The 24,014-nt window shown below is 60.3% G+C and carries 17 protein-coding genes; 1 reads left to right on the top strand and 16 read right to left on the bottom strand.

The features are described from left to right. Positions 1 to 10: 10 nt before the first annotated feature. The 15 genes from IEG05_RS14060 to IEG05_RS13990 form a co-directional block, all read right to left on the bottom strand. Positions 11 to 1,408, bottom strand: coding sequence for a hypothetical protein (locus IEG05_RS14060; RefSeq protein ID WP_191122267.1), 1,398 nt, complete (start codon positions 1,406 to 1,408; stop codon positions 11 to 13). 108 nt (positions 1,409 to 1,516) lie between these two features. Further along, positions 1,517 to 2,338, bottom strand: coding sequence for a hypothetical protein (locus tag IEG05_RS14055; RefSeq protein WP_191122266.1), 822 nt, complete (start codon positions 2,336 to 2,338; stop codon positions 1,517 to 1,519). An 11-nt stretch (positions 2,339 to 2,349) separates the two neighbouring features. Next, positions 2,350 to 2,619: a helix-turn-helix domain-containing protein gene (locus IEG05_RS14050; protein WP_191122265.1), complete on the bottom strand. Its 270-nt coding sequence runs from the start codon at positions 2,617 to 2,619 to the stop codon at positions 2,350 to 2,352. 136 nt (positions 2,620 to 2,755) lie between these two features. After that, positions 2,756 to 3,445, bottom strand: a complete 690-nt coding sequence (locus IEG05_RS14045) for a hypothetical protein (RefSeq protein WP_191122264.1) — start codon at positions 3,443 to 3,445, stop codon at positions 2,756 to 2,758. Positions 3,446 to 3,555: 110 nt separating this feature from the next. Further along, positions 3,556 to 6,324: a DUF4214 domain-containing protein gene (locus IEG05_RS14040; RefSeq protein WP_191122263.1), complete on the bottom strand. Its 2,769-nt coding sequence runs from the start codon at positions 6,322 to 6,324 to the stop codon at positions 3,556 to 3,558. A gap of 379 nt (positions 6,325 to 6,703) precedes the next feature. Continuing rightward, positions 6,704 to 8,296 (bottom strand): glycosyltransferase family 4 protein, encoded by a 1,593-nt coding sequence (locus IEG05_RS14035; RefSeq protein ID WP_191122262.1) that lies wholly within the window; start codon positions 8,294 to 8,296, stop codon positions 6,704 to 6,706. Beyond that, positions 8,293 to 11,145, bottom strand: coding sequence for a glycosyltransferase (locus IEG05_RS14030; RefSeq protein WP_191122261.1), 2,853 nt, complete (start codon positions 11,143 to 11,145; stop codon positions 8,293 to 8,295). The genes IEG05_RS14035 and IEG05_RS14030 overlap by 4 nt, the downstream gene beginning before the upstream one ends. A 7-nt stretch (positions 11,146 to 11,152) precedes the next feature. After that, a complete protein-coding gene (locus IEG05_RS14025; protein WP_191122260.1) occupies positions 11,153 to 12,499 on the bottom strand; it encodes a class I SAM-dependent methyltransferase in 1,347 nt (448 codons plus the stop codon). A 73-nt stretch (positions 12,500 to 12,572) separates the two neighbouring features. After that, entirely contained in the window at positions 12,573 to 13,799 is a 1,227-nt protein-coding gene (locus IEG05_RS14020) for an ABC transporter ATP-binding protein (protein ID WP_042920170.1), read from the bottom strand. 2 nt (positions 13,800 to 13,801) lie between these two features. After that, positions 13,802 to 14,599: an ABC transporter permease gene (locus IEG05_RS14015; protein ID WP_191122259.1), complete on the bottom strand. Its 798-nt coding sequence runs from the start codon at positions 14,597 to 14,599 to the stop codon at positions 13,802 to 13,804. A gap of 13 nt (positions 14,600 to 14,612) precedes the next feature. After that, positions 14,613 to 15,608 (bottom strand): glycosyltransferase, encoded by a 996-nt coding sequence (locus tag IEG05_RS14010; RefSeq protein WP_191122258.1) that lies wholly within the window; start codon positions 15,606 to 15,608, stop codon positions 14,613 to 14,615. A gap of 276 nt (positions 15,609 to 15,884) precedes the next feature. After that, complete coding sequence (gene gmd, locus IEG05_RS14005) at positions 15,885 to 16,931, bottom strand: GDP-mannose 4,6-dehydratase (RefSeq protein WP_042920171.1); 1,047 nt, start codon at positions 16,929 to 16,931, stop codon at positions 15,885 to 15,887. Further along, positions 16,928 to 18,283 (bottom strand): TolC family outer membrane protein, encoded by a 1,356-nt coding sequence (locus tag IEG05_RS14000; RefSeq protein ID WP_191122284.1) that lies wholly within the window; start codon positions 18,281 to 18,283, stop codon positions 16,928 to 16,930. Before IEG05_RS14000 ends, gmd begins: the two co-directional genes overlap by 4 nt. A 36-nt stretch (positions 18,284 to 18,319) precedes the next feature. After that, entirely contained in the window at positions 18,320 to 19,633 is a 1,314-nt protein-coding gene (locus tag IEG05_RS13995; protein ID WP_191122257.1) for an HlyD family type I secretion periplasmic adaptor subunit, read from the bottom strand. A 22-nt stretch (positions 19,634 to 19,655) separates the two neighbouring features. Beyond that, positions 19,656 to 21,389 carry a type I secretion system permease/ATPase gene (locus IEG05_RS13990; protein WP_191122256.1) on the bottom strand — a complete coding sequence of 578 codons (1,734 nt, stop codon included), beginning with the start codon at positions 21,387 to 21,389 and terminating at the stop codon, positions 19,656 to 19,658. Positions 21,390 to 21,811: 422 nt separating this feature from the next. Between IEG05_RS13990 and IEG05_RS13985 the strand changes: the two genes are divergently transcribed. Beyond that, positions 21,812 to 22,933 (top strand): glycosyltransferase family 4 protein, encoded by a 1,122-nt coding sequence (locus tag IEG05_RS13985; RefSeq protein ID WP_191122255.1) that lies wholly within the window; start codon positions 21,812 to 21,814, stop codon positions 22,931 to 22,933. 141 nt (positions 22,934 to 23,074) lie between these two features. Here the strand turns inward: IEG05_RS13985 and IEG05_RS13980 are convergent, their stop codons facing one another. Continuing rightward, positions 23,075 to 23,536 (bottom strand): REP-associated tyrosine transposase, encoded by a 462-nt coding sequence (locus tag IEG05_RS13980; protein ID WP_191122254.1) that lies wholly within the window; start codon positions 23,534 to 23,536, stop codon positions 23,075 to 23,077. Positions 23,537 to 24,014 lie beyond the last annotated feature (478 nt).

Genomic DNA, 24,014 nt, shown 5'->3' with positions numbered 1-24,014 from the left:
GCCCGCCTCCTCAGAACTCGGTGACGATGTTCCAGCGTTTCAACAGACGCATCACCAGTTGGCGCTCATCCTCGGTCTTGGCGTTATCGTTCAGGCCGTTGGGAGCGGTGATCTGCACCGTGATGTTGTGGGCGCGACGGTCTTTTTGCTTGGCCATGCGCAGCACCAGCTTGACCTGGCAAAGCGTCCACTGCCTCAGGTCGTCAAGGCCGTAGTCCTCGTAGGCCACGGTGTACACGTTACGGCGATCACGCCGGTCGCGGCGCACCGTGAGTTCGCTGGCGAGATGATGAGTACCGTTTTCGTCTTCCTGCTCGAAGGGCTTGGCCACCTTGATGAGATTAATGCTGATGCGCTCGATGCCGTCGCCCGACTCGGGTTTCAGGAGATTGAACACCTCGGCCGTACCGAAGGCCTCCAGACTGAATTCCCGCAGGGGCATCTCGTCGATCTCGGTGTCGCTGGCCAGCACCACGTCGCGCAGCGCCTTGGCCAGATCTCGACGCGCATTGCGGTCGTCGCAAAACACCGAAAGCGCGCCGCTGCTCGGCTCATACGAGAAGGTGATGCGCTGCAGGGCCTGATCGTGCCTCGTGGTTACTTCGCCGTCGACGATCTTGTCCCAGTGGGCTTCCTTGCCGTTGAAGCCGACCACGATGGTGTGCAGCCAGACCGGTGCTGCATCGCCCTGACCGGCACGGTCCTCGGCCTGGGTCAGGTCACGGCGCTGGAAATGTTCGATCACTACATCCTGCAGCGGCGCCTGCGGGTAGATGGCGGCAATTGCCGTCTTGAGCTTGCCCTGCAGCGAGTCATCCAGTGTGATATCCACCGCCTTCGGCCCCCGGAAGTGGCTGGCGTAGGCTTCGGATTTCCACTGCTTGTTTTGCTGGCGAGCTGTCTCGGCCTGTTCGAACCGACGGTCACGGTCGTCCACCAGCCGACACAGGTACAGGTAGAGCGCGCGGCCGTACTTGTCACCGGCATCCGCCACTGCCTGTTGCTCGGCTTCGTCGTCCTCGCTAAGCAGAGATTTGACGGCCTCGCACCCGTAGTCATCCGACAGCAGCAGGATACGCTGAGCGGCCTCCTCCAGCCGCTGACGGATGGCACCGGACAGGCTCGCCACCACGGTGAACAGGCTTTGCTTGTAGCTGGCGCAGACCTTGTGCTCCCACTCGATGCCGGGGAGCTCCTCAGGGTGCAGGTGCTGCAGCCATTGCTCTACCAGCGCGCGATGCTTGATCTTGCGCACCAGGGTCACGCAGTGCCCCATATCGGGCAGGATCTCTGGCCCGCCATCGGTTGCCCGAGGCTTGCGAGGTTTGCCGCCACCCGTAACAGTCGCCTCTGCGACGAGGACTGTCAGATTTGACTCGTGGTTATCCATCACATCGACTTCTGCCATTCTTCTGCTCCTTTACGAGTGACGGCTTGTTATGCGGTTGCGCGTTTTGTTAATCATAGAGCTCAAAAAATGCCGGCGCCAGGCCGGCGTGTCAGGCACTTCAGCAGCTCAACCTTGCCCTTTGCCGGGCAGCAGCCCGTAGCGTTCCATCCGCACCCGGATGAACTTCGGGTTCACGCCGAAGGTGGCGGCCAATGCGCGCTGAAGGTTTTCCATACCGACAAAACCGAAGGTGCCTTGCTCGACCAAGCGAGGGGTCGAGGCGTGCAGCTCGTCGGAGAGGCCGCCGTCGCGCTTGATGCCGACATCGAAGTCCGGCGCGCGAGCCACGGCAAGTTCGACCAGGCGGTCGTGCGGCACCAGAAGCGAGCCCATGAACTCATTCGCACGGAACTCGGCGATACGGATCTCTTTTTCGAGAGCGGTGTTCTGCGGCAACGCCATAGCACCCAAATGTTCGGCATCCGGCGTGGCGGTGCGGTAAGCACGTCGCTGGCTGTTATCTGGCTCGTCGAACAGCCCCGGTCCTTGCTTTGCGGCGACCAACCAGGCCGGGGCGTCGAAGATGGCGTGGCCCAGTTCGTGGGCGAAAGTGGAGAGCGCCAGCTCGGGCGTAAGTTGCTCGCCGACAGGCGAGATCAGCACGGAGACAGCGTCTTCGCCGCAGTCTGGGTCGAACTCGCACAGGCCCAATACGGGCAGGCCATCTTCATCGGTGACCGGGTGTTCCAGGCTGACCCACAGCTGGTACGGTAGACCGTTGATGGTCAGATCGGAGATGGCCGCCAGTTGCTCCAGCGTCAGCGCATCCGCGCCAGGCGACAAAAGCTGTGCTCTGGCCTCACTGGCGACAGTCTCGATGGCGGACTTTTTCAGGTAGCGTGGTTTGTGAAGGGCGCAGTGGTCATACCGCAGGGAAAGCGCTGGCATCCGTCACCGCCTTAACCCAGGGATTTGCGATACAGGCGAACGACGGTGCTGACGTCCTTCTGCATGTCAGGGGGAAGCCGGCTGGCCTCGATAAAGGCTTCGTCGGGGTTAATGCCTAGCTGCTCGGCAGCCTTGACGATCAGCTCATCCTTGGGTGCCTTCTCCAGCTCGCGCTCGATGCGCGACCAGTAGGCCGGCGAGATACCCAGACTGCGGGCGAACTCGTTCATCGGCACATTGGCCTGCTCGCGTTTTTCTCGGATGAAGGTGCCGAAGCCCATGATCGTTAACCGTTGCGTGATTCGTTAACGATGATTGTAGAGAAGGTGAAGGTTTGCCGTCAACTGTTTCGTTAACGATCAATCAACCCCAACCACCTCCACCTCCTCCCGTAGCCGCTCCCTGCTCAGGTGGGTGTCACTGCCGCCGAAACCGATCCGCTACCCAAGCCACCACACCGCGCTTGGCCGGTTGTGTTGCCTGCGCCTCCTCGCGCTCGATCAACGCCAGCGCTTCTTTCACGCCCATGGGCACGATGCCGTCGGCAGTGACCAGCCCTCGGCGTCTCATCTCCTCGTGCCGGTACGGGTCTCGACGGTTCTGTATCAAGGCATACTGGGCTTTGAGCACTTGCGATTGCGCTTCGACGGACAGGTTGCCGTCTGCTTCGTATCGGCGTTTGAAGGCCTCGCGGTACTTGGGCAGGACGCTGCCGAAGTTGTCCAGGCAATCGGTGACACCCGGGATGAAGTGCTTGACCAGTGCCCAGTGACCCATGCGGTAGATGCCCGCTTGGAGGACCACTTCGTCGTGGAGGCTCTCCTGGTCGGGGGGCTGCTGCTGGTACGCGGCGATGAACGCCTCCAGCGCATCGGCGAGCTTCGGTGTGCCGTCGTCAAAGGCCAGCAGCGAACGCCAGTTGGCCGCCAGCTGGACTAGGCGCTGATGCTCCTTGTCGGAGAACGGCGCACGCAGCACTCTCGCCAGCGTCTTGACCTGGTTCGACAGGCGGCTGTGCTCGCGGTGGATGAGCACGGCGATCAGGGCGGGATCTGGCGTGGCGATGGCAACGGCTCCCTTGTTGTTTCTTCCGTAAAGACCCTGCACACCCGCAAGGCCCTTATGGAAAAAACCCCGCCCCTCTTTCGAAGGACAGGGTTTCAATGGCTTTCACCTCAAGCACCTACCCGAGGGCGGGTGCTTGTCTCTAGGGGAGATTAGGCGAAGGCAAAGTCAGCTACAGTCTGAGTGGACAGATCGACCAGACCAGTCAGCTTTACGACAACGTCAGTAGCAGCGGTGTACGTGCTGGCACCAGTTGCGTCTGCAACCACATAGGTGTCAGCGCCATACTGGAACCAAGTGATCGCAGTGTTGGTAGAGCCATCGCCGGCGGCAGCCAGATTCAGAGCATCAGTCAGGTTGGTGGCTGCCGAAATATTCACCTTGGTTGCAGTGAAAGTCTCATTGCCACGATCAGCAAACACCAGCTTGTCAGTACCGACCACAAAATCAGTGATAGTAGTGACGTTACCGAGTGCAGCCTTGACGTTGAACACGTCTTTGCCTGCGCCGCCAGTGAAAGTACCGCCAGCAGCAGCGGAGACGATGGTGTCGTCGCCAGCGCCAGCAACTACGGTAGCCTTCTGAGCGAGAGTGATAATGTCGTTGGCAGAGCCGCCGTTGACAGTCAGACCTACGCCAGCCTTGTCATCAGCCACAACGTTAGCAGTGTTGATGCTCAGCTTACCGGTAGCTGCGGAACCGTCGATCAGCTTCACAGCACCGCCAGCAGTAGGAGTACCCACGTTGGTGCCGTTGACACCGACGAACGTCAGGTCCAGGTTCTTATCGCCAGTAACAGTCACAGTCTGAAGCTTGGCGTCAGTCAGGGCAATGCTGTTCCAGGTGTTGGCCGCACCGGTAGAAGCGATGCTGACAGTTTCGACGCCCTCAAGCACTACGGTACCAGCCTTAACGTTGGCGGCAGTAGCGGTAGCACCAGTAACAGCGGCACCGTCAAACTTCACAGCGAAGCTATCGGCGGTGCCGGTAGCAGCGTCTTTGACGTTGATAGTGGAGGTACCGGTGTTGTTACCGGAAACACTAAGGCCAACGCCAGCTGCAACGTTATTCAATGTAGCGCCATTAGCACCACCAGTCAGAGTCAGACCAGTGATGGTAGAACCAGTCATCAGCGCAACGTCGAGGTTAGCAGCTGCGGAAATATCAAGAGCTTCGAAGTTCTTGAACTGAGCAGCGTTACCAGCATTGATCAGCGCAGCAGCTACGGTATCAACGCCGTCACCAGCATCGATAACAGTTACAGCGGTAGCTGTAGAAGCTGCCACCGAACCACCATTGACCAGCAGCTTGTCGTTGCCTGCACCCAGGTTGATTGTCGAGCCAGCAGCGACGGCCGACTTCAGGGTTACGGTATCGTTACCGGCACCTGTAGCGACAGTAGTTTTCGCGATGGCCTGGATCGCCAGGCTGTCGTTGCCTGCGCCAGTGGTGACCGCGACAGTGCCAGCAGCCAGGTCGCCCAGAGTCAGGTTACCGGTTGCTGCGGAGCCGTCCAGCTTAGTAGCTGTTGTTACCGGCGCCAGTACCAGATCAGCCGAGCCAGTGATGTTAACAGTCTTAGCAGCAGCGCCAGTTACTGTCAGATTGCTCTTTGTACCGGTGGCATTAACAGTGATCGTTTCAGCCTTCGAGCCAGCTGCAACGCTCACCGCTGCGGGGGTAGTACCGTCTGCTGCGTAGCCTACGCCGTTTGCATTTACGGTCAGGGCAGTAGAAGTATCGTTAGTTACAGTTACTGCCAGTGCCGACTTCTGGTTCTGCAGGCTAACAGTAGCCAGCGCAGCGCCTTTAACACCAGCCGTCGCGCCGGCGATACCGTCAAGAGTTACGGATGTCAGAGTGGTGCCTACCGCGGTGGTGGCAGCGGCAGTGTTTGCAACGTTATCTACAGTAGCAATGCCACCGCCCTTAACGGTTACAGAGGTCAGCGCCTTACCAATAACGTCTGTTGCGCCAGTTCCGGCAGCACCAGACACAATGTTAACAGCCTTACCGCCGTCAACTGCTGCAGCTGCGTTGCCAGCAACAGTCAACGAAACGTTGGTGGTGTCAGCAGCTTTGACTTTGCTACCAGCGGTCCCTGCGGCCACACCGTTAAAATCAGTCAAACCGGCAACGGTAGACACGTCAAATGCCGTAGCGGTAGCGCCAATGTTGCCATTGGTGGTGATGTTCAGCTTTTCAACATTGGTCATCGCGAAGCCAGCGGGAAGCGCGAAAGCATCACCAGGAGCGACTACGGTATCAGCGATGTTCAGCGTATCCACGCCAGCGCCGCCATCGACCTTGTCCAGGCCACCCAGCACAGCGCTGGTAGCAGTCACGGTAGCATTGATGGTATCGCCACCAGCGGTACCGACGATGCTATCCACACCAGTAGTGAGCGTGAAAGTCTTGCCGCTATCACCAGCCGAAGCACCTGCAGCTGCAGCCAGAGCAGCCGGAGCCGACGCCTTGGCGGCATCCAGGCTGGCAGCGTTGGCGTTGACCTTGCCCAGCCACTCGCGGGCGGACTGTGCAGCATTGGCGCCGGTGTAGCCGAGGATTTCAGGCGTGGTGTCGATCTGTGCGGTGAAGGCTTCGGCAGCGGCCAGCTTGTTGGCCACAGCAGTGGCGTCACCGGCGCCAGCGTTGTTCAGGATGGTGTACATGGCTTCAGCCTGGGAGACTTCGCCGCTGTTCAGCTTCTGGACCCAGTACTGCAGGCCTGCCGGCTCGGCATCACGAGCAAACAGGTTGTTGTAGATGGCGTTGACCTTGGCAGCGGAGCCCTGGTTGCCGAACAGCGCCTGCGACTCGCTCGAAGCGGAGAAGCCAGCGATGATCTGGGCCTCGGTCTTGTCAGCCCAATACTGCAGGCCGATGGTGTCCGCCGGACGACCGAAGTAGGCGATGTACATCTTTTGAATCGTTTGAGTAGAAGCAGCCATTGCAATGTAATCCTATTGGGTTAAGTAGGCGTGTGGAGCATAGAACGGAGGTTTAAGGCGGTCAACGAACCGTTACCCCGTCGCCAGCGCGATTAAACCGTAGCTTGCAAGCGGCGAAAAGTACCGTTTGGCCTCTTTTAACCAAATGTGCAGAAACCAGGACTCAATCCCGCTGACCTACCCCTGGCTTAAATCGGGCGACTTGCGCCTGAATTCAACCAGAGGTGCGCTTTGCACTGCACAAAACACGCAAATACGGGTCGTATTGCTGACGCTCCTCGACACGAGGCGGCATTTTGCCTTGGTAAACGGCATTTGGCCAGCAGAATGACGTCAAAAAGATATGTACTTAACCTTGGCGGCGTAGCAGCTCCGGCACCGAGAGCGACAGACCTTGAGCTCCTCGTGCGAGCAGCACCTGGCCCTCAAAGCGCCGCGCCAGGGCCTGACAGCGCTCATCGAGCAGCACCGGACGGCCTGCCAAGAGGTAAGCCTGAATCATCGCGACGGCTTCATCCTGCCGACCGGCGGTGCTGCCCGCGACCCAGAGCATGCTGGCATCGTGCGGCTGAATCCAGCCCGCCGGAACGATGCAGGGCTGATGTTCTGGCTGAGGCTGGCCGGGCAGGACTGACGCAACCTGCTGGAGGATGCGCTGCCAGGTGCTTGGTGTGGGCACGCCAAAACACGCGATGCGTGGAAAGGCCGGCGGCGGCGGCAGTGGTCTTTGCCCGCCAAGAATCTGTTCGAGGCGATCGATCTGCCGGTTGAAGGCGTAATCACGAATGCGCGTGCGTCCGGCTTCAGCGTGGGCGTCGAGCAAGGCGGGCTGGTCGAGATAGGTCATTAGCTGACGGGCCAGGTCTTCGTCGTTACCCGGCTCGAACAGCCAACCGTTGACGCCATCAACCACCAATTCGGGGATGCCGCCAATACGCGATGCCACTACCGGCACGCCGCTGGCCATGGCCTCGGTGATGGTGACCGGCTGGTTTTCCGGGCAGACCGAGGGCAGCACGAAGACGTGGGTGGCGGCCATGCGCTCGGCGATCATGTCGTTGGGCAAGCGCCCCCAGAATCGCTGAGGCAGGTCCGGCGCGAGGCGGCGCAGTTCGTCCTGATAACGGATACGAAGATGCCCATCACCGACGAAATCCACCTGAAGGCGATCAGCGGGCAGCCGCGCCAGCGCGCGCAGCAGCGTCGGTACACCTTTGTGCTCGCCCATGTAGCCAATGAACAGCACGCGCAGGCGGCCCTCGAAGGCCGGCCGCGGGACATTGGCGTAAGTGTCGAGCTCGATGCCGTTAGCTACCACCTGCATGCGCGCGGGATCGAAGCCGGTCGCGACGTAGGCATCGGCCAGGTAGTCACTGGGCGAGATGAAACGATCAACGCCGCTGAATTGCCAACGCAGGTAGTCCTGGCGCATGCGCTGGGGCAGCGGCTGGCTGCCGACATGGATGCTGGCGTGGCAGCTGGAACAGCCGGTTGAATCGACGCACAGGCTGCGCTCATCGGTCATGCGGATGCTCTTGATGCAAAAGCCCCAGTGGTCGTGCAGGGTGAGCACTACTCGAATGCCGCGCGCCCTGGCGCGCTGGATGATCCCGAGGGACAGGCCGACCAGGTGATGGGCATGGACAACGTCTGGAAGCCATTCATCTACCAGCGCATCGAAAATGTCGTCGACTTCGGGGTGCGCCACGTTGTTGCCAGTAGGCGCGAAGTCGGCCGGCTGCAGTGCGACCCGCGTGACCGGCATGTCATCGAACGTTTCGTGCAGCACCGGGTAGCCGGGTTGCGGTCGACTGTTGTCGCCGGCCAGTACCCGCACCTCATGCCCGCGCGCCTGCAGCGCGAGCGCCTGTCGGTGGGCGATGATCTCGGCGCCACCAATGAAGTGCGGCGGAAAGAAATTGGAGATCAGCAGGATTTTCATCGCGTGACCTCGAAGCGGTAGCCGGTCATCTCCGGTAGCCGTATGCAGCGCTCCAGGCCGACAACGCTGAACGCCTCCGCCGGGGCGTCTGCTGGCGCACACACCAGCACACCTTCATCCAGACTGGCACGCGCGCGTCGCACAACGTCCAGGGTAGCGGCCAGGTCCGGCAGCCCTTCGCCCAGTACGATCAACCCCGGTGCACGGCCAGTTCGTGCCAATTCGGCAGCGAGCAGGCTGAATCCGGTATCGGTCGGCAGCGCCAGACAGCTAAGGCCATCACGCACCTCGACCGAGCCTGGGGTAAGCGTGGCGGAAGTTTCGAGCCACCAGGCCTGCGACACGCGCCGCACCACCAGTGCCTTGAGCCAGTCCGGCTGATCAGCGAGCAGCACGGCACTGACCGGTGCATGCCGAATAAGCAGTGCCGCGAACGCAACCTGAGCGGGGCTATCAGCTAGCTCCAGCCCTTCGGGGACCAGTAGATGCTGCCAGTGCTCAGGCAACTGCGCCGGTGCGCGGGCGTGGCCCGCGAGCTGGCCAAGCAAGGCGCGGGCGTAGCTGCGCCAGGTAAGAATTGGCCGGCTGACTGCCTGCTCGGCTAGCCTCGTGTAATAAAGCGCATCGCTGGCGACGGCGGCTATGGCACCGGCCAGGGCTGCAGGGTCGTTCATGTCGAGCGTATGGCAACCGCCGTCTGCCGCCAGCTCGGCCATCACGCCCTCGCTGTGGCAAAGGCAGGGTCGCGCATGCCACAAGCTTTCGACGATGGGCATGCCGTAGCCCTCAACAAGCGAGGGATAGATGGTCAGGTGCGCATTGGCGTACAGCTGATTGAGGCGCCCATCATCAACCACACCGTGCCAGACGATGCGACTGTCATCAGCACTGGCCTGGCTGACCTCATCGGCAATCCACTGGGCACCGGCGTAACGATTGCCGACCAGATCCAGCTGCCAGTCGAGCTGGGGGTAACGCTCATCGAGCAGGCGCAGGGCCGCGAGCAACGTACGGTGATTCTTGCGTGGCTCGAGGGTCGAGACGCAGAGCAGGCGTAAGGCCTGACCAGGAGCCGGTACGGCTGGGGGGTTGCCGGCACGCGGGGCGCCGGTCAGCTCGCCGGGTATCCAGCAGGGCTCGACGACGGCGTGCGGCGTTATGCCTTCCCGGCTCCAATGGGCAAGCAGGTTGCGCCCCGCATCCGGCGAGATGGGCAGTACCCGATCGCATTGCGCCAGGCCGCTCATATACGCGGCGTGGTTGTCCCGAATCGCGAGATCCGCGACGTATTGCGGATGGGTCACGGGTATCGCGTCATAAAAGATGGCTGCGACCTTCATGCCGAGCGCGCGCGCCTGTTTGCGGCGCTCGGGGCCCTGGCGCTCGAAGACGATTTCGCCTTGTAGCAGCCAGGCATCTTGCAGTGACTGGCCGATGGCCGCCAGAGCCAGACGCCGCCCCGGCAAGGAGCGCGGCAGGCGATAGTGCTTAGGGTTAGACTCTGGGCCGCCGTAGGCGCCCAGGTTGCGGTACTCGTCTTCGGTCGGCAGCACGTAGCAGGCAGCCTGCTCGTCCCAGGCAACGAACAGTGGCTGACCGAGCGCCTGAAGCTTGCGTGACAGGCTGCGTACCACCCTGGCTACACCGGTGTTGGCCGGATCTCGCAGACAGGCGCTGGCATCGACAACCAGCCGCGGCGCAGGCAGGTCGCGAATCGGGCCGAGACTGCCGAGCAACTCGACATAGGCCTCGACGGTTCGGGACCAGGTGAAGCGCTCGCGGAAGCGGTCAACGGCCTGACGCCAATCGTCGCCCTGAAGCAGCTGACCGTCGAGCACGGCAAGCGCGCGCTCGGCCATCTGCTCGGCGGTATCACAGAGCTGGTCGGGATGCGCGGCCACTTCGGGATGGGCGCCGAGCCGATAGGCCAGCACCGGCCGGTACAGCCGCTGCATTTCAGCAAGCGGTAGATTGAAGCCTTCCCACAGCGATACGCTCAGGCCGAGATCGGCGCGCGCCATGAGGCGTGCCAGAGCAGCGTCGTCCGGGTGGCCGAGGGGAACGAAACAGGCCTGCAGGTCATCGGGCAACTGCAACTCTTCGGCGCTGGCGAGTACGCCGATACGGGCCTCTGGATGCGCCTGAAGGATGTGACGGGCCAACGGAAACAGCGATTCGCTGTTCTTGTAATTGCCGGTTTCCCAACGCCCGAGGTTGAGGATGAACGGCCCCTGCGAGGTGCTTGAGTCCTCACGGTTGGCGTCACTGCTCCAGAGAATCGCATCGGCGCTCTGATCCAGGTGGTCGGCGCCCAGATGAATAGTGCAGATCCGTGCTTGCGCCCCGGCGTCCGGCTGGCTTTGAGTGCGCGCGATGAAGTCACTGATCGGGGTGACCACCTGCGCTTCGGGCAGATACTCGCGGCGCAGGCTGCGCAGGCGCTCCTGCACCTCGCGGGCCGGGCCCTGGAGGTTATCGAAGGGCACGCCGCCGCAATCGAGCGCCACGACTGGGATACCCCATTGGCGGAACAGCGGGATGGAACCGTAGAACGGCCAGCCACCGATCAGCGCCACGGTGCCTTGTGGCGGATGCCGGTCCGGCGCGAATGCCTTGCGCTGGCCCGCCAGCCATTCAGCGGTAGCCGTATCAAGATCCAGATAGGGACCGGTATGGGAGTCGGGCTGGAGAATGTTGCCGCCGATGCGTTCGAGGACCTGGCGGTCAAGGCGCTGTGCAATGAAGGTGACTTGCCAGCCGCGAGCCTTCAGGCCCTGGGCCAGCAATAGCAGCACGCGGTCGACGCCAAAGCGGAACAGCAGTCGTTCGTTACAGATGATCAGGTGCATGCAAGCCTCAGGGTGCGTAGCCGATGACAGCGTAATCCTGCGCGCCGAACAGCAGGCGATTGAGCGTCTGGGTCAGGGCCTGATCCTCTCCCTGCAGCAAAAGCGCTGGGTCAGCCGGGTGGCGGCGGTCGATCCGAACGTTCACGAAACCACGCGACTCCAGCATGAAAGCCATGAGCGCCGGCGGCAGCGGATTGCGATGGGTCGGATCGGTGTAGAAGTTGCACGCTCCGACGATGAGGTTTTCTGGGTTTGGCGTCTCGAACAGGACCAGCCCGCCCGGTCTGATCACCCGCAGGGCCTCGTCTATCAGTTCGACAAGCACACTCAACGGCACATGCTCGATGACGTGAAATGCGGTTACGGCTGGTAGGCTCTTTTCCGGCTGCTGTCTCAGGTAGACCAACGCGTCGGCCACCTCAGCCTGCAGTCCGCCGCTGCGGCAGTGCTCGACCATGCTGGGGTTGGTGTCTATTCCGAGCGCCTGGACGTTATTGTCGACTAGCAACCGCAGCCATTCGCCGCGTCCGCACCCAAGGTCCAACACCGGCCGGTCTTGACCGAGCACCACCGCTTGCAGCAGCGGGACATTGGCCTGAAGGCGTTCGCGAATCTGCTCAGAGCTGCCGCGGAACCGGTCTTCGAAGGCCACGTACATTTCGGCCGGCATGTCTGCTGCGATCACCGGCTCAGCAGCGACCGTCGGCTGGCTTGTACGGTGCTGTCGCACCTGCTGCTCGAGGCGCTTGATGCGTTCCAGCAGGTAGGCCTGATTTTCCTGTATGGCCAGCCCCTGACTGTAGAGGCTCTGGTTCGCCTGGTCCTGGATTTGCAAACCAAGATTTCGCAAACGCGTATTGCCGTCGGCCGCATGATATTCCAGGTCGCGCAGGCGCTCCGGCAGGTAGCGCAGCACAACAAGCAGATGCAGCAGCCTGTGTGCACCCGGCACCCGGCGTACGATGCCGGAGATCACAACGCGCAGGAGGTTACCTAAGGTGGCGCCGCCCGGTCGCTGTTGCGCACGGCGCAGCAGGCCCGTGACCCGAGGGTGATTGAGTACCCGGCGGAGTGGCGTGCCGGTCAGGCGCGTATAGAGTCCGCGGGCACGCTGCTGCGCATCGGCACCCGCTGCTTGCGCAGCAGGCGCGACGGTTGGCTCCGCCCAAGGCGCGGAAGGCAGGTAGCTTTCCAGCTCGAGAAGCTCGTAAGCGCGCACAAGATCATTGGGCAAATTAGGTGTACCCGCAGCCGGCCCGCCTGCGGCCTCTTCAACCTCAGTAACGCGTTCATACTCTCGGCGAGCCACTTCAGCCGCAATGATGTTCTGTAGTGCTTTTAGATCGGTATCCATGAGGGCATCTGAAAAATGAGCGGCCTGTCGGCCGGTGGGACGTAATCCGGCCGAGACCGGAAAGCATGAGTACTTATTCTGCCGAGGGTGCTGCGAGAAGCTCTCTGACCTCGAAGCGCGACTGCAACGCACAAGCACCGACGAAATGTGGCAGTTCGTGGTTGCTGACCACCTGGAAAACAACCGCCTTGTCCCACCAGTCATAGTTGTCGTCGAGGTGATCGGCGCCGCTGTGGAGGGCGAGCGTCAGACTGTAGCTGCCGGGCCCGACCAGCAACGACGGGATCTCGACACAGACTTCGCGCACCTCGCCTGGCTGCTTGCCGAGATCGCGGAATTCGCCGCGCAGCCAGGTGTTTGTGCCGTAGATATCGTAACCGGTGCGGTCCTTGAGCATGAATCCCAGCGACAGGTCAGCAATAGGTTCATTAGCAAGGATGCCCAGGCGGATGGTCAACGGCGCGCCTACCAGCAAAAGGTTAGCCGGGTAGCCGCGCGAGGACACATCCAGGCTAACAATGCGCGCCTTGCCATTGCCGGAGCGGCCGAGGTAAGCCTCGCCATCGAGCCCAGCCACGACCTCCTTGCGCGCAATCAGCGAATTGTAATAATCAAGCACATCGTCCGGCTTGCCATCGAGCAGCATCTTGCCCTCGCCCAACAGGATCGCCCGGTCGCATAGGCTTTTTATGGCACCTGGATCATGGGATACGAACAGCAGCGTGGTGCCCTGCTCACGGAACTCACGGATGCGCGCAAAGGACTTGTGCTGGAAGTAGACGTCGCCGACAGCAAGCGCCTCGTCAACGATCAGCACTTCCGGACGCACCGCGGTAGCAACGCTGAACGCCAAGCGGACAAACATACCCGAAGAATAGGTGCGCACAGGCTGATCGAAGTATTCGCCGATTTCGGCAAACTGCTCGATGGCCGGTATCAGGCTGGTCGCCTGCTCGCGTTCGAGCCCCTGCATACGCGCGGCCAACAACACGTTCTGGCGTCCGGTAAACTCGGGGTGGAAGCCCATCCCCAGTTCTAACAGTGCGGCAATTCGCCCGCCGGTGCGCACGCTGCCTTCGGTGGGCACGCATGTGCCGCTGATCATCTTCAGCAGAGTGCTTTTGCCGGCGCCGTTTACGCCAATGATGCCAACGGCCTCGCCCTCACCCACCCGGAAGTCGACACCGCGAATGATCCAGTTCTGTTCGCGGGCTACGAGCCCGAGCCAGACGCCGATCGCCTGCCAGCGTCCCTTGATCCTCGGATAAGCCTTGCCAATATTTTCAACAATTATCGTCATGTCTAGATTTGGTCCAGCAGATCGGCATAGCTTCTGCGGTACAACAGCAGGGCAAGTGCGAAAAATACAATGGCAACCGCTAGCGGATATCCCAGCGAGGCGATATCTGGCACATCACCCAAAAAGCTGCTTTGCGCTGCCCGAACAAGCGGGAACAGTGGGTTCCAGGACAACGCCTGTTGCACTGCCGGGGACAGAATCGAAACCGGATAGACGATCGGCGTCGCCCAGAAGATACCTTGGAAGAACACGTCGACAAACTGGCCCACATCGCGAAAAAACACGTTCAACGTAGCCAGCAATGCACCTAAGGCAAGCCCCATCAGCAGAACAACGGCCAGCACCGGAAGAATATAGGCCAGTGACGATGGCATTGGGTAACCGGACAGCAGCATGAAGCCCAGGATCAGTACCAGCAAAATCATGCTGTTGAGCAAGGCAACCACGACCACCGGTATGAAGAGGATGAACTTGGAGAAGTTCGACTTCTTGATAAGGTTAGCGTGCTCAAGAAACAGGCCCTTGCTGCGCTGAACGAGTTCCAACAAGAGATTCCAGGACAGCAGCCCCGCGCAGAGATACATGCTGTAGGCGAACTGGTGCTCTACTCCAGGCAACCGCGCTCGCATGATCTGCGAAAAGATTACCGTGTAGATGAAGACCATGAACACCGGAGGCAGCACCAACCACAAGGGGCCGAACGCCGACCCGACATAGCGGCTTCTGATATCCCGGAGCGTAATGGCATAGACCAGCCCACGGAACCGGAACACGTCACCCACAAGGGGCAGTTTAGTCAAGGCTGAATACAACCTAGGCATAGGCATTTTCCAGAGTTGCGACAAGGCGGGCCAGCGTGCTGGCCCAGGTTCGACCCGCCGAAGCGGGTTTGCGAGGCGCAGGATGCATAAGCGCCTGCGTCAATGTCTCCTGACGAGGCTGAATGTAGAGCGGCCAGTTACCGCCGGCTTCCCGCAATACGGGCAGATCGGTCGCTATGACGGGACAGCCACGCATGCTGGCCTCGAGAACCGGCAGGCCGAAGCCTTCGGCACGAGACAGATAAATCAGCCCGTCAACATTGCGGTACAGCCAGTCAAGCATGGCATCGTCGATTTGCTGGAGGTGAAATAGCCGGTCGTGCAAGCGAGGGTGGTGGTCGATCCGCTCAATCAGCGCATCTACCTTCCATCCAGACCTGCCCACAAACAGCAGCTTGGCCGGATGCAGGCTGTTCCATAGCTCATCGAAGGCATCAAGAATGAGTGCGTGCTGCTTGCGAGGCTCAAGCGTACCGGTGACTAGAAATATCGGCCCTTGCCCGGTTTGCAGGCTGGTGGGCAACCCATGCGGCGAGCGCAACGGCTCGCCAGCAAAGAAGTCACCACCATGAGGCAAAAGCTTGAGCTCGACGCTAAGACCTTTGCGATTGACGTATTCAGCCAGGCGCTGCTGGACGTGGACGCTCGGCGCGAAAAGCACACCGACCCTGCCAAGCAAGGCATCGAGATGGCATCCGAAACGCTGCTGCAAGCCGGGCCGGAACCAGACAGGCTGCTCAATGGGGAGAAGATCATGCACCATCGCATGCACTTGGGCGCCCTGCTCCAATGCGCGGTCGATGGCTGGCCACGGCTCGAGGTACCACGAGGCGTCGAACATGAGCAAATGATCGCCTTCTCCTGGCAGGAACTCGATGCCCTGCTCCTGCCGTGTGGTCACGGCACCTTCGAGCGGATGGGGGGCCAAACCGGGCAGGAGGTACCAGCGTTCGCCCTCGAAACGAACCGGGGCAACGCGGACGTCCATAGGGCCTGACGCCTTTTGCCCAGCCCGGAGAAGACACCGAACCACTCGCTGAATACCCGTATGAAGGCCGGATTCAAGCAGACGAGTGACGTCGAATAGTAACCGCACTTGCGATCCTTCTGGTGGGGGCAATTGGGGCAACAATCGACCTGTGGTGGGCTGAAATTTGCCAAACCAACCAATCCTGATTTACACGCTGCGCCAGCCCTGCAGTTCCCGCCGAAACCAGATCAACAGGGGCAGCGTGCCAACGGCTCAGGGCAAATTCACAATAGGTTAGAAGGACTTACCCGTCTGGACTCGCTGCAAGTCAGCCTCGACCATCAACTGACAGAGCTGTTCAAGCGTGGTCTGAGGTTTCCAACCAAGAACCTGAGTCGCTTTCTCCGGATTGCCGATCAGCAAATCGACTTCCGCCGGCCGATAGAAGCGAGGATTGACCTGCACGAGCGTCTTGCCGGTCCGGCTGTCGATACCGTGCTCGGTTTCAGCGTTGCCCTGCCAATCAAGCTGGATATCCACGGCCTTGAACGCCAGGGAGACGAAATCGCGAACGGTCTCGGTACGATTGGTAGCCAGCACGAAGGTGTCAGGGGTATCAACCTGTAACATGCGCCACATGCCCTCGACGTACTCCTTGGCAAAACCCCAGTCGCGCTTGGCGTCGAGGTTGCCCAGTTCAAGCACAGGCTGCATCCCCAGGGAGATGCGAGCCGCCGCGTCGGTGATCTTGCGCGTGACGAACTCTTTGCCACGTAACGGAGACTCATGGTTGAAGAGGATGCCGCTGGTGCCGAATATGCCGTAGGACTCGCGATAGTTGATCGTCATCCAGTGGGCATAGAGCTTGGCAACGCCATAGGGGCTGCGCGGATAAAAAGGCGTTACTTCGGTCTGCGGAATCTGCTGGACCTCGCCGAACATTTCGGAAGTCGAGGCTTGGTAAAAGCGGATCTTGGGATCGACGATACGAATCGCTTCGAGCAGGTTGACAGCGCCAAGCCCGGTGATCTCAGCGGTAGTAATCGGCTGGTTGAACGACACACCGACAAAGCTTTGTGCGGCAAGGTTGTAAACCTCGTGCGGCTGGGCTTCTTCCATCAGGCGGATGCTTGCGCCCAGGTCGGTAAGATCGTGCTCGACCAGCTCCAGGTTAGGATGCCCGATGGCGCCCACTTCCTCGAGACGCCAAAAGTTCACCGAACTGGTCCGGCGGTAGGTGCCGAATACCTTGTAGCCTTTTTCCAGCAGCAGCTGGGTGAGATACGCACCGTCCTGACCGGTGATGCCAGTGACGATTGCGGTCTTGCTGTTCCTGCTCATTCCGTTGTTTTCCGTTCCAGGGCTCGGGCTTCTTCGCTGCGAGCCAGCCACACGTTGACGTTTTCGACGCTCTGCTCGGACAACCTGCCGGCCCAACGATTCAATACCAGCAGATTGATGATGAAATCGTACTGGGCCTTGAGCAGATCACGGCGTGCCGTATATTCGTTCTGTACGCTTGTCAGGACATCGACAGAGTTGACCACGCCGTACTGAAAACCTTTTTCAGCGGCAACACTGGACTTCTCGGCTGACTCCAGAGCATTGCGCGAGGCACGTATTCGTTCGACGCTGGACTGGGCCGTCAGATAGGCACTGGTGGTTTCCTTGACTACCTGCCGACGTATGGCTTCTAGCTCCTGCTCGGTTGCAAGACGATCGTTATACAGTGCCCGGACCCGTGCGGAGGTCGATCCGCCGCTATACAAGGGAATCTGCACACCAACGCTTGCGACGTAACTGTCGGAGAGTGGCGCCAAGGTATTGTCATAACCGACATCGCTGCGTTGAGCGGTGAGATTCAGGCTCAACTGGGGATAATGCCCCCCTTTGCCCTCACGCACAGCTGCCTCGGCCGCGGCAAGCGCGCTTTCCCGCGCCTTGAGCGCCGGGTTTGCCGCGACAGCCCGATCGATCCAAACATCGAGGCTCTCGCCTGGCACCTGCAACGCGACGTCTTCGCGGATGCGGCTGAGCTTTTCGGCAACCGTGCGCCCGACTAGCTCGGAGAGGTCCTCGCGGCTGAGCCGAACCTGATTACGCGCCTCGACCTCCTGGGCGGCAAGTGCATCGACCCGGGCCCGGAGATCGAGCACGTCGGTGATCATCGCCAGCTTTCTTTCATACATCGCGTTGACACGGTCGAGGTTTTTCTGAGTTGCACGGCGCTCGGCCATGACCAGCTCCAGCTCATCGTCGGATGCCAGCGCTACGAAATAGCGCTGCGCGAGATCGACCGTAGCCTCGGCTTGGGCGTCGACCGCCTGGAACTCGCCCTGGCGCGCCAGGCTTTTGAACTTTTGATAGTTTTCCCAGGCGGCCTTGTTATAGAGGTGCTGAGTCAGGCTGACCAGGTAGCGCTCGTTGTTGTACACCTGCTCGGTGGTGCGGTTGTCGTATTTGGTGCGGTTGAGCGAACCGCTGGCGTTAAGCTGTGGGAGCAGACCACCAAGGGCTTCGCGCTGGCGGGCCTGCCCTCCTACGGCGCGCGCGTACGCGGCAAGCACGCGCGGGTCTTCCAGCCGCGCCTCGCGGTAGAGCGACATGAGGTCGGTGGCATAAGAGGATGCGCTCACGCTGGTTGGAACCGGAATGGCATCCCTCTCAGGCTCGGCTCGCAATGACGCAGCCATCGACGCTAGCAGGATGCAAACAAGGATGCGCACGGGTCAGTCCTCGATCATCGATCGGGCGAAGGCATCCGTCGCCGGTTGCATCAGGTATTGGAGCATGGTGCGGTCGCCGGTGTTGATCAGCACCTCTGCAGGCATGCCGGGCTGCAGCTTGAGCGAACCGAGCGAACGGACACCTTCTTCAGTGAGACTCACCCGCGCGAGGTAGTAGGGCATCCCGGTCTGCTCGTTCATCAACCGGTCCGCCGAAATCTGCACGACCTTGCCTTCGATCTCAGGCGTGGTCGCATTTTTGAACGCGCTGAAACGAATGTCCGCCTTTTTGCCGACGCTGACTCGATCAATATCAATCGGTGAAACCTGAGCTTCGACAATCAGGTCGGATACGGAAGGCACGATATCCAGTAGCGGCGTGCCAGGACTGACCACCCCGCCCACGGTATGAATTTTCATGCCAAGGATCATGCCGTCCTCAGGTGCTCGGATTACGATGCGGCTGATGCGATCTTCGAGCGCTGAAACTCGCTCCTGCAGGTCAAATACCCGCGTTTGCACTTCGGCTAACTGACCGACTACCTCAGAGCTGAAATCTTTGTTGAGTTGGAGAATTTGCAGCTCAGTTTCGCTGATCTGGAGCTTCGTCCGGGTGATGTCGGACTGGTGGTCGGCTATTTCCGCGCGGAGCATGCCGAGCTTGCGCTCCTGCTCCAGCAAACGTTGTTTGTCGACGTACCCCTCGGACAGCAGCTCGGTCAGCTCACCAATTTCGCCACTGTAGGACTTCTCCAGGCTGCGCTTGGTCGCAATCATCGACTGCAGGCCGCTGATTTGCTCGTTCAGCTGACCAATGCGCTTTTGCAGTACCGAAATCTCACCCAACCGCGAACCACGTCGGGCATTGAATATTTGCGTTTCACTTTGTCGCGCTTCAGTTGCCCGCTCGCTGTCGGCCTCCAGCATGCGACTGAAATCGATCGTTTCCAGCCCGTCTCGCTCGGCTGCCAAACGAGCCTCCATCGCTTGCGCTGCGACCAGCTGGCTACGCGTCATGCCATATTCGGCACGCAACTGCGTGTCGTCGAGGACGATCAACGGGTCTCCCGCAGCAACCATATCCCCGTCACGCGCCAACAGTTCTTTAACGATACCGCCCTCAAGATGCTGGACCGTCTTGCGGTACGACTGGACCGTAACGACGCCCGGCGCTAGTGCGGCACTCTCCAGCGGCGCAAAGGTGGCCCAGGTGCCGAAGATACCGAAGGTAACGAAGACGATAAGAAAGCCAATGAGGCGAGAACGGCTATCCGAGGTAGGGAGATCCGCAAGGCTATCGTTAATCTGAGTGTTCATGCTGGTCATCGATAGTCCCTGCTCAAAAGCGAGCCGACGCAACGGCAGGCTGCGACGCTTGAGCTTGCGCGGCCGATTGTTGCTTATTGAGTTCCGCCATGACCTGATCGCGCGGGCCATACATATTGATCGTTCCGCCAGTCATGACCATGAGCCGGTCCAGTTGGCTGAGAATGCTTGTGCGATGCGTAATGACGAAGATCGTCGCCCCGGTCGCCTTCAACTGCTGGATAGCGCCCGCCAAGGCGCGCTCACCCACATCGTCAAGGTTTGAGTTCGGCTCATCCAGGATGATCAACCTGGGGGTGCCGTAAATCGCACGAGCCAGTCCGATGCGCTGCCGCTGCCCTCCGGACAGATTGACCCCGGCAGTACCGATTACCGTGTCGTAGCCCTCCGGCAGCTGCAGAACCATTTCGTGAACACCGGCTGTTTTAGCCGCCGCGATTATCTTTTCGGAGTCGATGTCACCGAAACGTGCAATGTTATCGCTAATGCTTCCTTCAAACAGTTCGATGTCCTGAGGCAGATAACCGACATACGGACCCAGCTCCTGCTTGTCCCAATTGTTGATATCAGCACCGTCGAGCCGCACCACGCCATGCTGAGGTGTCCAGACGCCGAGCAGCGCACGGGCCAACGTCGACTTACCGGAAGCGCTGGGCCCGATGATGCCAACCACCGCCCCGGCTGGAGCCGCGAACGTGATGTTCTTAAGAATGGGGGTCTTTGAGCCAGGCGCGGCGACTATCAGGTTTTCGACCTGGACGTTGCCATCTGGCGCAGGGAGCGACATGCGCTGCGGCTCTGCCTGCTGCAAATCAAGCATCTCGTTAAGCCGAGAATATTGCGAGCGGGCCGCAATGAATCCTTTCCAGCTGCCGATTATAAGGTCGATTGGCGCCAGCGCCCGCCCCAGCAGAATGGAGCCGGCGATCATCAGGCCAGGAGTGATCTCATGCTGCACCGCCAGATAGGCACCAACACCAAGAATCAGCGATTGGATAAGCATCCGGAATGATTTCGATAATGACGTGATCAGTCCGCCGTTATCACTGGCCTCTGATTGCAGCACCAGCACTTTGCGCTGACGCTGACCCCAGCGCCCCATGAGGGTCTGCAGCATGCCCATGGACTCGATGACTTCGGCATTACGCAACGTCTTATTGGTATGCAGATTCGCCGCGATATTCTGCTTGTTGGCTTCAGCGATCGACTTACCGGTCAAGCGCTCATTGGCAACAGCCAGGCACAGCAGGACGATTGCGCTTGCGATGGCGATCCAGCCGAACCAGGGATGAAAGAGAAACATCACGCCAATGTAGATTGGCAGCCACGGCGCATCGAAAAATGCGAAAAGACCGTTTCCAGTAAGGAACTGACGCAAACCGGTGAGGTCATTAAGGGGCTGCGCCGATGCGTCCATGCCACCGCTATCCAGGGCTCGCTTGAAGCTCGCACGATAGACGTCGCGGCTAAGTAACACATCGAGCTTGGTGCTGACCCGAACCATGATCCGTGAGCGAACCCATTCGAGCGCACCCATCGTTATCATCAGGACGGTCATGATGATCGTAAGCATGACCAGCGTCGAAATGCTGCCGCTGGTTACGACCCGACCATAGACCTGCAGCATGTAGAACGACGGCACCAGCATCAGGGCGTTAACAAAGAAGCTGAAGAACCCTACCGAAACGAAACTCCCCTTGCACGCCTTGAGCGCGACCCTGAGGGCGTTTTCCTGCGCGTTACGCATAATTCCAAACTGCCGGGTGCTGAAAAGCGGCGGAGTGTATCACCGAAGCGATCAACATTGAATGTGCCCAGGCTGCACGCGACGAATAGCCGTTCTTGCCGCTGGTCACCCTCGCCGGTAAAGTCGGCGCGCCTTCGCGAATAGCCAAACAACGACTCATGAAGACCTTGGTGCATTAGAAGGCACGGAGAAGATGTCTGCAGATCATCTGCTTGGCGCAGCCTGAGCCGCTCCAGCTGAACCACGATAGAACTCCGTCTGTTCGACTTCGTATTGCTTTGTTTGGCTGCGTTGGCTCGATGCTTTCGACAAACCGCCCGTCAGGCGAACGCATCATGAGACGGCTACCCGGCATCGGAGTGTCAGCCCCAATTCAAGCGTCTAGTCGGGCCAAGCAATCACCAGACCATTACAGGAAAGCAATGCGCGTCCTTCACTTTTTCAAGACCTACCTGCCCGACACAACTGGCGGTATCGAACAGGTTATTTTTCAACTCTGTGAAGGCGGCCGCACGCACGGTGTGCAAGGAGAGGTGCTGGCGTTGAGTGCGACACCTCAGCCGGAGCGGGTTCAGGTGGCCGGCCATGAGGTGAGACGCGCACGCCAGGATCTATTCATAGCCTCGACCGGTTTCTCCCGCGAGGTGTTCGGTATGTTTTCCGAGATGGCCGCCGAAGCCGACGTTGTGCATTTTCACTTCCCTTGGCCGGTGATGGATGTGGTGCACTTCGTGACCCGCCATAGATGTCCTACAGTCGTGAGCTATCACTCGGATATCGTCAAGCAACGCACATTGCTGACCCTCTATCGCCCCTTGATGAAGCGGTTCCTGAGCAGTGTCGACAGGATTCTCGTCGCTTCACCGAATTACCAGCGCAGCAGTCCGGTGCTACAGCAGTACGCAAGCAAGGTCGAGGTCATCCCCTATGGCCTGGATCGGGCGGCTTATCCGCCTTGTTCGCCGGCGAAGCTTGAATACTGGCGCCAGCGGGTCGGGCCGAAGTTCTTTCTGTTCGTGGGTGTGCTGCGTTATTACAAGGGGCTGGGAAGCCTGCTCGACGCGCTGCATGGCACCGAGTTTCCATTGGTGATCATCGGCTCCGGCCCGCAGGAAGCGGAACTCCGCGCCCAGGCAGAGCGACTTCAGCTGCGACAGGTGCAGTTCCTCGGTCGGTTGGACGATGAAGACAAGGCGTGCCTGCTTCAGTTGTGCCATGCGATGGTGTTTCCATCCCATCTGCGTTCGGAGGCTTTCGGCATATCGTTGCTGGAGGCCTCGATGTATGGAAAGCCGATGATTTCCTGCGAAATCGGTACCGGAACGACGTTCGTCAATCTTCACGAAACGACGGGCCTGGCCGTACCGCCGGCCAACCCTCCCGCATTGCGCGAGGCGATGACGCGTCTTTGGGGCAGCCATGAAGACGCAAGCCAGTTCGGCGCGAATGCCGCAACACGCTTCGAACAATTGTTCACCGCCGAACGCATGTGCGCCGAAACCGCACGCGTGTATCGGGAGGTGATCAAGCAACACAGCCACTAGGAGCGGGCCATGCGCGCGAATCGGCCCTGAACCATCGAGCCGGCTTCTGTTCGCGGCCATGGGCCGCTCCTACAAATGCCCGTACCCCACCGTAGGAGCGGGCCATGCCCGCGAACCACGCACCCGATCTGGCCACGACGCTCAAAGCCATTTCGCATCCCACAAGGGATAGTCGGCAATCCGCGTTACAAGGCCTGCGCGCAAAGGATTGGCCACAACGTACCGAGCAGTCGCTAGCAGCTCTTCATCACCCCGGATAGCGCGGTCGTGATAGCCCGCCTGCCATATCGGTTGATTTGAACCGGCCGCCCGTTTGATCAGCCTTCCGCTCTGGGATTTCACATCGCGCATCAGCGCGCCCAGCGAACCTCTGTTCAAGCAGACCAACCAATGCAGGTGATCCGGCATGATCACCCAGGCGAACGACTCTATGCGACCCGCGTCCTCAGCTTGCTTCATGGCAGCAATCAGTATCCGGCCGGCATTGAAGTTGGTGAAAACCGGGCGCCTTTGGTTTGTTATAGCGGTCAGGAGATAAGCCCGACCTGTCTCCGAAACCCTTCCTTTTCTCAGATCACATCCATGCGCTATTCGTGGAGGCATCCCTTGCTTCCTTTTATCTGTTGTTTACGGTCGTGGACCGCTCCTACAAATGCCCGTACCCCGCCGTAGGAGCGGGCCGTGCCCGCGAATCGATCCTGAATCATCGAGCCGGCCCTATTCGCGGCCATGGACCGCGCCTACAAATGCCGGCACCCCGCCGTAGGAGCGTGCGATGCCCGCGAATCGGTCCCAAATCATCGAGCCCGCTTCGGTTCGCGGCCATGGGCCGCTCCTACAAATGCCCGTACCCCGCCGTAAGAGCGAGCCGTGCCCGCGAATCGGTCCTGAATCATCGAGCCGGCTTCGGTTCGCGGCCATGGGCCGCGCCTACAAATGCCGGTACCCCGCCGTAGGAGCGGGCCATGTCCGCGAACCGATCCCGATTCATCAAGCCGGCCCTATTCGCGGCCATGGGCCGCTCCTACAAATGCTTGTACCCCACCGTAGGAGCGGGCCATGCCCGCGAACCACATCCAAA

This window comes from Stutzerimonas kunmingensis (genome assembly GCF_014764705.1).
GTDB lineage: Bacteria > Pseudomonadota > Gammaproteobacteria > Pseudomonadales > Pseudomonadaceae > Stutzerimonas.
This window is presented reverse-complemented; position numbering and strand designations above follow the sequence as displayed.